At 65.7% G+C, this 11,053-nt stretch carries 12 protein-coding genes; 1 reads left to right on the top strand and 11 read right to left on the bottom strand.

The features are described 5' to 3' along the window. Positions 1 to 20: 20 nt before the first annotated feature. The 7 genes from G6N43_RS11425 to G6N43_RS11395 are packed head-to-tail and all read right to left on the bottom strand — an operon-like array spanning position 21 to position 6,701. The gene (locus G6N43_RS11425) at positions 21 to 989 is read right to left on the bottom strand and encodes an enoyl-CoA hydratase/isomerase family protein (protein ID WP_083154647.1); all 969 of its coding nucleotides are present in this window, start codon (positions 987 to 989) and stop codon (positions 21 to 23) included. A 9-nt stretch (positions 990 to 998) separates the two neighbouring features. After that, a complete protein-coding gene (locus G6N43_RS11420) occupies positions 999 to 2,135 on the bottom strand; it encodes a M24 family metallopeptidase (protein ID WP_083154645.1) in 1,137 nt (378 codons plus the stop codon). After that, entirely contained in the window at positions 2,132 to 3,373 is a 1,242-nt protein-coding gene (locus G6N43_RS11415) for a M24 family metallopeptidase (RefSeq protein ID WP_083154643.1), read from the bottom strand. Before G6N43_RS11415 ends, G6N43_RS11420 begins: the two co-directional genes overlap by 4 nt. Then, the gene (locus G6N43_RS11410; protein ID WP_083154641.1) at positions 3,370 to 4,545 is read right to left on the bottom strand and encodes an amidohydrolase family protein; all 1,176 of its coding nucleotides are present in this window, start codon (positions 4,543 to 4,545) and stop codon (positions 3,370 to 3,372) included. Before G6N43_RS11410 ends, G6N43_RS11415 begins: the two co-directional genes overlap by 4 nt. Before the next feature lie 41 nt (positions 4,546 to 4,586). After that, positions 4,587 to 5,822 (bottom strand): cytochrome P450, encoded by a 1,236-nt coding sequence (locus G6N43_RS11405; RefSeq protein ID WP_083154639.1) that lies wholly within the window; start codon positions 5,820 to 5,822, stop codon positions 4,587 to 4,589. A gap of 10 nt (positions 5,823 to 5,832) precedes the next feature. Further along, complete coding sequence (locus G6N43_RS11400) at positions 5,833 to 6,027, bottom strand: ferredoxin (protein ID WP_083154636.1); 195 nt, start codon at positions 6,025 to 6,027, stop codon at positions 5,833 to 5,835. After that, complete coding sequence (locus G6N43_RS11395) at positions 6,024 to 6,701, bottom strand: TetR/AcrR family transcriptional regulator (protein ID WP_083154633.1); 678 nt, start codon at positions 6,699 to 6,701, stop codon at positions 6,024 to 6,026. The genes G6N43_RS11400 and G6N43_RS11395 overlap by 4 nt, the downstream gene beginning before the upstream one ends. An 83-nt stretch (positions 6,702 to 6,784) precedes the next feature. Here G6N43_RS11395 and G6N43_RS11390 point away from each other — a divergent pair, with 83 nt between their 5' ends. After that, positions 6,785 to 7,507 (top strand): alpha/beta fold hydrolase, encoded by a 723-nt coding sequence (locus G6N43_RS11390; protein ID WP_083154630.1) that lies wholly within the window; start codon positions 6,785 to 6,787, stop codon positions 7,505 to 7,507. Here G6N43_RS11390 and G6N43_RS11385 read toward each other — a convergent pair. Genes G6N43_RS11385 through G6N43_RS11370 form a run of 4 tightly spaced genes read right to left on the bottom strand, consistent with a single transcriptional unit; the run spans position 7,504 to position 11,033 of the window. After that, a complete protein-coding gene (locus G6N43_RS11385) occupies positions 7,504 to 8,316 on the bottom strand; it encodes an SDR family NAD(P)-dependent oxidoreductase (RefSeq protein ID WP_083154624.1) in 813 nt (270 codons plus the stop codon). The two genes, G6N43_RS11390 and G6N43_RS11385, sit on opposite strands and share 4 nt — an antisense overlap. Further along, on the bottom strand, positions 8,313 to 9,173 hold the full coding sequence (locus G6N43_RS11380) for an alpha/beta fold hydrolase (protein ID WP_083154755.1): 861 nt from the start codon (positions 9,171 to 9,173) through the stop codon (positions 8,313 to 8,315). The genes G6N43_RS11385 and G6N43_RS11380 overlap by 4 nt, the downstream gene beginning before the upstream one ends. Before the next feature lie 41 nt (positions 9,174 to 9,214). Then, on the bottom strand, positions 9,215 to 10,204 hold the full coding sequence (locus G6N43_RS11375) for a cyclase family protein (protein ID WP_083154621.1): 990 nt from the start codon (positions 10,202 to 10,204) through the stop codon (positions 9,215 to 9,217). A gap of 10 nt (positions 10,205 to 10,214) precedes the next feature. Next, a complete protein-coding gene (locus G6N43_RS11370) occupies positions 10,215 to 11,033 on the bottom strand; it encodes a coniferyl-alcohol dehydrogenase (protein WP_083154618.1) in 819 nt (272 codons plus the stop codon). Positions 11,034 to 11,053 lie beyond the last annotated feature (20 nt).

Here is an 11,053-nt window from a genome sequence, read left to right as displayed (position 1 = left end):
CCTCGCGTGCGCGCCGTCTGTTACTTGTCCTTCTTGCGGTTCGACTTGCTCAGCCGGAAGTCCGGCGGGAACTTGCTGTCGTTGTCGTTGACGGCACCCGCCAATCCGCTGTCGATGGCCTCCATCATGTCGAGGTCATCCGTATCGTCGTTGGCCACACCGCTTCCCATGGATTCGAAGAACGCGGACAACAGGCTGCCCATGTACTCGCCCTGGTGCTGCTTGTAGACCTCGAAGAAGATCTTCTGCTGGAAGACGGTGTCGACGGGCCGGTTACGCGCACACGCCATGGCGTACTTCTCGACCTCGGCCTCAAGCTGATCGCGCGGCACCACCTTGTTGAGGAAGTTGCAGTCGTACATCTCGGCGGCGGTGAACGGCCGTCCGGTGAAGACCATCTCCTGAAACTTGCGCAGCCCCATCATCTGGATCCACGTCCACATCCGCGGTCCCCACCCGTAGTAACGGAACGACGGATGACCGAACAGGGCGTCGTCGGACGAGATCACGAGATCGGCGTCGGCACACTGGTAGAAGTGCCAGCCGTAGCAGTAGCCCTTGGCCTCGACGATGCTGATCTTCTTCAGCTCCTGCAACGGGCGGTTACCCGCCTGCACGTTGGCGTACCACGCGCTGATCGTCGCACCGCTGCGGAAGGTGCCCGCAGGCGGATACTTCACGTCGCCGACGCCCTCGTCCTCGAGACGCAACTCCGCGAGCCGCAGGTCGGTGTTGTCGTAGCCCTCCATGAACTCCGGGAGGTCGGCCCCGCTGCCGAGGTTGTCGCCGACGCCACGGATGACGACGACCTTGACGTCGTTGTCGACGGTCGCCGCGCGCAGCAGATCGGCGTAGCGCAGCCGCGCCAACGACGTCGGCGCGTTCAGGTACTCGGGACGGTTGAAGGTGATCGTCGCGATCTTGGTCTTCGGGTCCTTCTCGTAGACGATCAGCTCTTCGGGGGACGGCCGACTTCCGTTCTCAGACATTGATTCTCCTCAGCTGATTCCGGCGGCGGCCTGTGCCGGCGATGGGCTCGCGGTGAGCACCTCGGGTCCGGAGTCGGTGACCAGCACGGCATCGCGGCGGAACACCGCACCGACGCCGGCTTCCCACACGTAGGTCGTAACGGCCAGCACCGAGCCCGGGTCCAGGCGCTCATCGGCCGACGTCTTCGCCAGATCTGGAGAGATCACCGGCGGATCGAACCCGAGGCCGAGACCGTGCGCGACCGGCATCGGGGGCAACGGCTCACCCGCGGCGTCGTACGCGGCGAACAGATCGCTGGCAAGCGCTCCGGGCTGGCATGCCGCAACCAGCCTGTCCCACAGTCGGTTCGAACGCCCGAACAGGGCGTCGGCGCCCTTCACATTGCCCACCGGCCAGGTGCGTCCGACCTCGCCGACGTAACCGTCGGCCAGCGCGCCGGCCGCGAAGGCCACCAGGTCGCCATCGGCAACCTTGCGGTCGCGCTTGCCCACCCGCCACGACTGCTCGCGCGGCGTTATCCACGCGCCGTCCTGCGTCGCCGATGTGCTGACGCCGCCTGCAGCCATCGCCTCCAGCATCACGCCCGTCAGCGCCTGCTCGGTGACGCCCTGCGCGAGTTCGGCGACCGCGGCCGCCAGGCCGTCCTCCGCGACCTTGAGAGCACCGCGCAGCGCACGGATCTCCTCGGCGGTCTTGATCCGGCGCGCGGCGCGCATCGCGACCTCACCGTCGACGAGTTCGGCGTTGGGGAACGCCATCGGCAGCAGCTGGCCGAATGTCGGTGAGAGCGCGTCGGTTCCGACGCGTTTGGCCTCGGCGGCGCCCGTGATGTTCTTCAGGACCTCGATGAGCGTCATCGGGTTCCACGCCAGGCCGTACAGATGATCGTGCCCGATCTCCTCGGGCATGCCCTCATCCCAGCTGCTGTTGAGGTGGATCTCGCCGGTCGCCCGGACCACCACGCAGATCGGCGCGAACGGACGGGTGCCGGCCACCCACAGCTGCGGAGCCCCGGTCACATAACGGACATTGGCCTGCCGTCCGAGTACGAGGACGTCGAGGTCGTTGGCCTCCATCTGAGCCAGTGCACGCTCACGGCGGCTGGTGCGCAGAGCCGGATCGTCGGGCAGGATCTCGTCGCTCACGAGGCCACCCCGTACGGCGCGTAGGGATAGTCGGTGATGGACTGATACCCGTCTTCGGTGATGATCACGATCTCCTCGCTGCGGTAACCGCCGGTGCCGTCCTCCCAGACGACGGGCTCGAGCACGAGCGCCATGCCCGCCGGGAAGACGAAGTTGTCGTCGAACTCCTGGCCCAGATCCGTTCCGATCATCGGCATCTCGGCCGCGTTGGTGCCGATGCCGTGACCCAGGTAGAAGTGTGGAAGCCACGGTTTCGCACCGCCGTTGGCTGCGACGGCCGCCCGCGCGAGATCACCAGACGTCGCTCCCGCCTTGGTGACTGCGAGGACCGCGTCGAGGATCTCGCGCCATTTGTGGAACTGGGCCTGTTGGCGCGGCGTCGGCTTCTCGCCCACCAGCCAGGTACGGCCGAAGTCGGAGCAGTACCCCTCGTAGGTGATGCTGACGTCGGTCCAGAGCACATCGCCCTTCGCCAGTTCCTTCTCGGTTGTCAGCAGCGGCAGCGCCAGATCACCGGTGGTGGTCCAGACCGAACCGCTGTTCTTGGTTGTCGGCATCACCTGCCAGATGGCCTCAAGCATGTTGGCCGTCGCGCCGAGTTCGAAAGCGCGCCTGACGAATGCGGCCGACAGGTCGATCTGCCGCACGCCGGGGGCGAGCGAACGCTGCACGTCGACGACGGCCTCTTCGGTGATGCGGCAGGCCTTTCGGATCGCTGATATCTGATCGACGGTCTTGACGAGTTTGGCCGGACCGACCACCTGCGCGGCGTCCGACGGTGGGCCGCCAGGGAACAGCCGGTCCGACGCCCTGCGCATCGCACCGGTCAGTTCGTCGACCGCGATCGAGGCACCTGCAGGTACCAGTTCGGCCAGCACCTTCCCGAAATGGTCGACGCCCTCGTCGAATTCGAGGTAGAGCGGGCCGTGGACATGATCGTCGGGCAGTTCGGAATCGAAGGAGCTGCCCTCACGGAACGGCATGTAGAGGTGCGGATGCTCGTCGTCGGCGAGAACGACCGCGATCGGTCGCTCGACGTGCGACAGGCCGGCGTCCAGCAGCGGCCAGCTTGCGCCCGTCGCGTACACCACGTTCCCGTTGCCGAGCAGCACGAGGACGTCGACGCCCTTGTCCGTCATGGCGTCTCGCAGCCGGGCACCGCATTCGCGGTACATCCTGGCGCGATCCGGTAGGTCGGGGATGTCGAGCAGTGCGGAGCCGGAGGCGAATGTCGTCACGAGACACCCAGGAAGTTCTTGATGTTGGTGCTGACGATCTTCACCGCGTTCTCCGGGCCCACCGTCTCCACGACCGACGCCAGCGACTTTTCGGAATAGCCGAACGTGCTCTCGTTGTGCGGGTAGTCCGACGACCACATCACGTTGTCGACGCCGATGCGGTCGACGAGCTGCAGACCGAGCGGATCGACCATGAACGAGGCGCACATGTGGTCGGCCCAGTAATGGTTGATCGGGTGCTCGAGTTCGTGGTTGAACATGTGCCGGTAGGAGGCCAGCATGTGCTCGGCGTCCTGCAGCGCCGTTGGCACCCAGGCGATCCCGCCTTCGAACCAGCCGATGCGCAGCTTCGGATGCCGGTCCAGGATTCCGGAGAACACGTACTTGGCGAACTGTTCGCGGAACGAGTCGACGTTGACCATCATGCCGACCACGACACTGTTGTTCTGGCACGGAGTCTTCGGCGGCGTCTCGCCTATGTGGTGGCTGACCGGCAGCCCGGCCTCCTCGATCTCGTCCCAGACGGCGTCCATGTCGGTGCTGCCGTAGTCGTAGATGTTGCCCTCGTCGTCCTTACCAGGGTTGAGCGGCAGCAGGAACGTCCTGAGCCCCAGCGACTTCAGCTCCTCCAGAGTGCTCCTGGTGCCCTTCGGGTCCCACCAGTTGATCAACCCGACGCCGTAGAAGTGCCCCTTTGAGCGCTCCTGCAGATCGGCGATGTGTTCGTTGTAGATCCGGAACACCCGCTCGCGCAGGGCCTTGTCGGGATAGTGGAACAGCGCCAGCACCGCGTTCGGAAACGCGAGTTCCTTGTCGATACCGTCCTCTTTGAGTTCGCGGATGCGTGCCTCGATGTTGTTCGAGGCGGCGCCGGCGAGGTCGTCGTACTGCATGAGAACGCGGCCGAAGTCCCCACCGGTCCACGCCCTGCCCCTCATGCCGACCATGTACGCCCCGTCCTCGTACCAGATGCGCGGCGCCGCTCCCTTGAGTTCCTCGGGGAAGCGGTCGTAGAAGATGTCGTCGGCGACCGAGATGTGGTTGTCGGCGGAGAAGATCTCAGTGCCCGCGGGAAGCCCTACCACGGTGCCGGTCGAGTGGCCCTGCCGGTACTTGGGTGCGCCGAAGCCCTCGGGTGGGTAGAGAGTGCTCTGCACTGTTGGGGTGGACATCGTTGGTACTCCAATCGGGCTGTGGGCCAAGGGCTCGGTGACTACCAGGTCACCGGAAGTTCGTAGACGCCGTAGGCGAGGCGGTCGTGCTTGAAGGGCACCTCGTCGAACGGGATCGCCAGCGCGAGCGTCGGGATGCGACGCAGCAGCGTGTGGAACACGATCTGCAGTTCGGCGCGCGCGAGCTGCTGCCCGACGCACTGATGCCTGCCATACCCGAAGCCCAGCTGCTGGCCGGCATCTCGGGTGAAGTCGAGTTTGTCGGGTTCCGGGTACGCGGCCGCGTCCCAGTTCGCCGGCGCGAGGTCGATGATGATGCCCTCGCCCGCGCGAATCGTCTCGCCGGCGATCTCGATGTCCTCGATCGCCACCCGGCGCTGGCCGTTCTGGATGATCGACAGATAGCGCATCAGCTCTTCGACGGCGTTTGCGATGAACTTCGGATCGTTGGAATTACGAAGGAGCGCAGCCTGTTCGGGGTTCTCGAGCAGGGCGAGCACGCCGATGCCGATCATGTTCGCGGTCGTCTCGTGGCCGGCGATCAACAGACCGGTGCCCAACTGGGCGGCCTCCTTGACGCTGATCTCGCCTGCGGTCACCCGCTCGGCCAGGTCGGAGACGGCATCCTCGGACGGCTGCTCCATCTTCGTCTCGACCAGGTCGATGAGGTACTTGTGGAGGCTCATCGCCCCCTTCTGGCCCTCTTCGGCGGTGGCGTACCGGGCCAGTCCGACGTTGGCGTGGTGCTGGAAGAACTCATGGTCCTCGTAGGGGACGCCGAGCATCTCGCTGATCACCTTGGTTGGCACGGGCAGTGCGAGTTTCGCGACGATGTCAGCGGGTTGCGGGCCCGCGAGGATCTCGTCGATGCACTGATCGGTGACCTCCTGGATGGCGGTGCGCAGGCCCTCGACACGTTTGAACGTGAACGGCTTGGACAGCATCCGGCGGAACCTGGTGTGCTCCTCGGCATCCGAGGTGAACACCGACCGTGGCCGCTTGTACACCGTGGAGAGCATGTGCTCGTTCCAGTGCGGGAAGCCCTCGCGACGGTCGTCGACACTGACGCGCGAATCCGAGAACAGCGCCCGCGCCACCTCGTGCCCGGTGATCAGCCACGGTGTGGTGCCGTTCCAGATCCGCACTCGCGACAGCGGCTTGGACTCGCCCATCTCGAGAACCGGCGGCGGAGGCGCGAACGGGCACCGCGCATCACGTTCCATCGGATACTCGGGAACATCGGCCGAAACCTGTTCTGCGGCAAGGGTCTCTGACATCAAATCTCCGTCATTCCTCGATGTGGATGGCCAGGGCAGGGCACGCCGCGGCCGCCTTTCGGGTTTCCTCGGCCAGGTCGGGACAGGGCTCGTCGATCAACAGCACCACGACGCCGTCGTCGTCGCGCTGGTCGAACACCTCGCCGGCGTTCATGACGCACATCCCCGAGGACACGCACTTGTCCTGGTCGACGCTGACCTTCACGGCTGCTCCGTGATCGGCGCCTGCCACAGCCCGACGATCGCGTCGATGAGACCTGTGGCCACCGAGCGCCAGGTGGTACGGGGCATCGCCGTGCCCTCGGCGAATGCTCGCTCGAAATCTGCACACGTGTGCATCATCAGGTTGCGCACCATGATGTTGCGCTCCATGACGACGGTGACCGGCAGGTCCGGCAGACAGCGCGTGATGCGATCGACGACCGCAACGAGCGACGGCGATGCGAGGGCGTCCTTCACGACGATCTTGTGGTACGCGGGGTCGGCCAGCGCCTGAGCTGCGAAGCGCGCGTACCACGTCGGGTTGCCGAGCTGATCGAGATGCTCGGTGAGCGAGCACACCATGCATGCGATCCAGTCGCGCAGTTCCGTGGAATCGCCGGTGTCGGCCACCATGCGGGCCAACAGTCGCTCGATCGACACCCGGTGCTTCTGTTCGATGGCACGGACGAGGTCCGCCTTGGTGCCGAAGTGGTAGCCGACCGCGGCGTTGTTGCCCTGCCCGGCCGCCTCGCTGACCTGCCGGTTGGACACGGCGTAAACCCCGTGTTCGGCGAACAGCCGCTCGGCCGCGGCCAGGATCGCTTCGCGGGTGATGGAGGCCCGCTCGGTGCGAACAGGCCTGCTGGCTGTGGTCACCCGCTCAGTGAACCCCGTCACAGCAGTTAAGTCAAGCGACTGATTTAAATTTTTGGAACCTTTCGCGCCGATCTCGCCCGCGGACGCATAGAGTCCCCGGGACCATGGCTGATTCGCGGTTCATCCACAACGGCGACGCGCGCATTCACTACCTCGACTCCGGCGGTGACGATCGCGGCGCGCCGGTCGTGTTCGTGCCGGGCATGACATGTGTCGCCGACGACTACGCCGAAATCCTGACGCTGTTCGGCCGCAGGACCGTCGTCATCGACCTCAGGGGGCACGGCCGAAGCGGTGCGCCGGCGGCGGGTTACGACGCCCCGACGTTGAGCACCGACATCGGGGCGGTGGTGGACGCCGTCACCGACGGCCCGGTGCACGTAGTGACGTTCTCCAGGGGCACGACCTATGCGCTGATGTGGGCGATCGACAACGTCGAGCGGGTCCGGTCGATCGCGATCGGCGACTACGTGCCCGAGGAGAAGGTGCTGACGCCCGAGATCTCGCGCCGCCTGCTCGGCGGCCGCTGGCGCGGGACCCCGGTCAGCGAGCGGCTCGACGAGGATGCCGCTAACAAGACGTTCGGAGCCGCGCAGTTGCGATCGTTATGGGAACCCCTTGCCCGACAGCAACTTCCGCTGCTGGCCGTGCGCAGCAGCGAACGCTTCCTCGTCGGCGATGAGCAGTGGTCGCGCTACCGGATGCTGTTTCCGGACGCACGTCTCGTCGAGTTCAACGATTCGCCCCACGACATCTTCCGTCCCGACCGCGGCCGATACCCCCGACTGGTCTGCGAACACATCGATCGGGTGGACGACGGCCGCTAGTCGCTTTTCGGCTTACGCGCGATCACCTTGCCCGCCACCGTGCCGCCGTCGACGGGCAGCACAGTCCCGGTGACATAGCGCGAGCGATCCGTCGCGAAGTAGAGCGCCGCTTCGGCGACGTCCTCCATGGTGCCTTCGCGTTTGAGCGGACGGTCGTTGCGCATCTGCTCACGGATCTTGGCCTCGAACTGCTCGAGCTTCTCGAGGTCCTCCCCTGCCGCCGACTTGCGCACGATTGCCGTGCGGATGTTGCCGGGTGCGATGGCATTCACCCGGATCTCGTAGTGCGCCAGCTCGATTGCCGCGGACTTGGTGAACTGGATGACGGCGGCCTTGGACGCCCGGTAGGTCATCACTCCGCCGCCGGCCTGGATGCCGCCGATCGACGTGAGGTTGATGATCGAGCCGCCGCCGTGTTTGGACATGTGCCGGGCGGCGTCGCGTGTCCCCGCCATCACCGCGAGCACGTTGATGGCCATCACCTTGTGGAAGTCCGCGAAGTCGTCGTCGAGGAAGTGCCGGTGCATCGTGCCCGACACTCCTGCGTTGTTGACCATGACGTGCAGGCCACCGAAGCGGTCGACCGCCGTCGACACGAGCCCGCTCACCTGCTCGATATCGGATACATCGGCCTCGACGAAGTGCGCGTTGACGCCGATGTCCGCCGCGAGCGCCACACCGCTCTCGACGTCGACATCGCCAATCAACACCTTGGCGCCCTCGGCGGCGAATCGGCGTGCCAGACCCTCGCCGAGGCCGGACGCGCCGCCAGTGACGATCGCGACCTTGCCGGCCAATTCGTCTGTCATGTCGCCGCTCCTTCGCGCTGCTCGGCCAGGAAGTCCAGAAGTAGGTCGTTGACCGCCGCCGGTTGTTCGATCTGTGGGCAGTGTCCCGCATCGGGGATCACCGCCGAACGGCCGGAGGCGATTTGGCCGGCGATCTCGGCCGCCCAGCCTCGCGGCAACAGCTTGTCGCCGCCGCCCTCGACCACCAGCGTCGGCACCGTGATGCGGTCGTAGGCGCGCTTGCTCGACGGCAGGGGCGGTGGTTCGAGACCGGGTCGGCGAAACCTCGCTGCCGCCAGCGCTTCCCAGGCCCCGGGGGCGATGCTCGACTGGTATCGCCGCTGCACATACTCGTCGTCCGCAGGATAGGACGAATCGTAGAAGAGGGCCTCCACGATCCTGCGCATTCCGTCGACGGTGGCGTCGTAGTCGTAGAGGGCGGCCGAGTGCTCGTTGCGTTGGATCTCGCCTCCGCCGCAGATCATCACCATGCTGCGCACCGGCAGCACCGGCGACTCCGAGGTCGAGTCGACGAAGAGGTTGACCGCGCCCATCGAATTCCCGACGAAGTGAGCCGATTCGACGCCGACCGCTTCGCAGAACCGCGCGATGTGACGGATCCGCATGCCGCGGCCGTCGTTGAAGTCGATCACCTTCGCGGACTCGCCGAACCCCAGCATCTCCAGGGCCAGCACGCGATGCCGTTGAGCGAGTGCGTCGATGTTGTTCTCCCAGGCGATCTCGGCGTTGACGCCGAACTCGCCGCCGTGCAGCAGGACGACCGGATCACCCTGTCCCGCTTCGAGATACCCCGTGACCAGACCGTCGACCAGAATGTTCTTTCTTTCTGTGCGAGCAGACGCAAATTGCCCCGACACGTCGGCATCTTCGTGCTCTTTGCGTCTGTTCACCTGACCCCCTACTTGATGGCGATCGGATTGATCGGTGAGCCGACGGCGCCGGTCACCCGCAACGGTGGTGCGATGAGCTGGAATTCGTAGACACCGTCGGCCGCGCAGTCGGCGGCGAGTGCCGTCAGATCCCAATATTCCCCGAGCATCAGCCCCATATCGCGTAGACACAGCATGTGCATGGGCAGGAAGGCCTCGTCGACGCCCGACACCGGGTTCTCCACCATCAGGTTGTCGGCCGCGATCGCGGCGATCTCGTGATCGTGCATCCACGACGCGCACGTCCAATCCAGACCCGCACCCGGTTCGCCACCGTCGCCGGTTTGCAGAAACCTTGTCCACCAACCGGTTTTGACCAGGACGATATCGCCGCGTTCGACGGTGACGCCTTGGTTGCGAGCGGCCTCATCGAGTTCGGCAGGCGTGATGGGATCACCGAGATCGCAGAACGTCTCGACGCCGCGCAGGCGGACGATGTCGAGCAGGACGCCGCGTGACGTAATGCCCTTGCTGTCGACCTTGTCGATGCCGCAGTGGAAGGCGCCAAGGCTGGTCACCGAGCTCGCCGGGAAACCGTTGTAGAGCTGGTCCTCGTAGTACACATGCGACAGGGCGTCCCACTGGGTCGCGGCCTGCAGCGGCATGATGATCACGTCGTCGTTGAACCGCATCGGGCCACTGACCGCGAACTCGCTGAGCTGGGTCGCCGCCGGATTCTTCAGCCATGACGGACCATACTGGGCCAGGGTGCTGGCGTCGCCGCCGTCGATGGTCATCACGTGTAGCGGGTTCTGCCGGAAGTGGAATGCACCCTGTGGCCCGGAGGAGCCGAAGTCCACTCCGAGCGGAAAGACCTTGCCGTGCTTGACCAGACCGGCCGCCTGCTGGACCTTCTCGCTGGTGATGAAGTTGAGCGTGCCCAGCTCGTCGGCGTCACCCCAACGGCCCCAGTTGCGCACGTCGTCGGCGACCCGGCGGAAGTCGTTCATGCTGGCCATAGTTCGCCTCTCATCGTCGCGACACCCAGTCGGCGAGATCCGTCTCGCCGATGGCACCGCCGTCCACCCAGATCACCTGTCCGGTAATGTAACTGGCTGCCTTGCTGTTCAGGAAGACCAAGACGCTGGCCTGTTCGTCGGGTGTCGCGGCGCGGCCGAGCGGAGTGTGGAAGGAATCCAGGAACTCCTGGCCGTACGCCGACCGCAGCTGGTCGAGGATCGGTGTATCGGTGACGCCCGGTGCGGTGCAGTTGATGCGAATCCCCTTGGCGCCCAGTGCCACCACGTTCGCCATCGCGTACAGGATGATCGCCTCCTTGGACAGCCGGTAGCCGCCGCCTTCGGCGACGGCATCGGGATGTCGTTCACACCATTCGATTCCCTCGGCCATGGTCTCGGTGTCGACCAGGCCCGCGGTGACCGCAGCGTTCTGCCGATAGGCCGACGCCGCCAGCGAGGAGACGCAGGCGATGGCCGACCCGGCAGGCATCGACGGCACCAACGCCTCGGCGAACCGACGGGTTCCCAGGAAGTTGACGGTGACCACCCGCAGCGGGTCCTTGATGCCCGACGACACCCCGGCGATGTTGAACAGGGCGTCGACGCGGCCGCCGATCGATGCGGCCGCCGCGTCGATCGACTCCGGATCGTAGAGGTCCAGAGCGATGAACTCACCGATGTCGAAATCGGGTTCCCGGATATCGAGACCGACCACCTCGGCGCCGAGGTCGGTGAGCTGTCGCGCCACTTCGGCGCCGATGCCCGACGCGCATCCGCTGACTACGGCGCGACGACCGTCATAGCGCCACAGCTCGTCAATCCGACCCATGGGTCATTCAGTGCCCTTCG

Origin of the sequence: Mycolicibacterium moriokaense (genome assembly GCF_010726085.1) — a bacterium.
Taxonomy (GTDB): Bacteria; Actinomycetota; Actinomycetes; order Mycobacteriales; family Mycobacteriaceae; genus Mycobacterium; species Mycobacterium moriokaense.
This window is presented reverse-complemented; position numbering and strand designations above follow the sequence as displayed.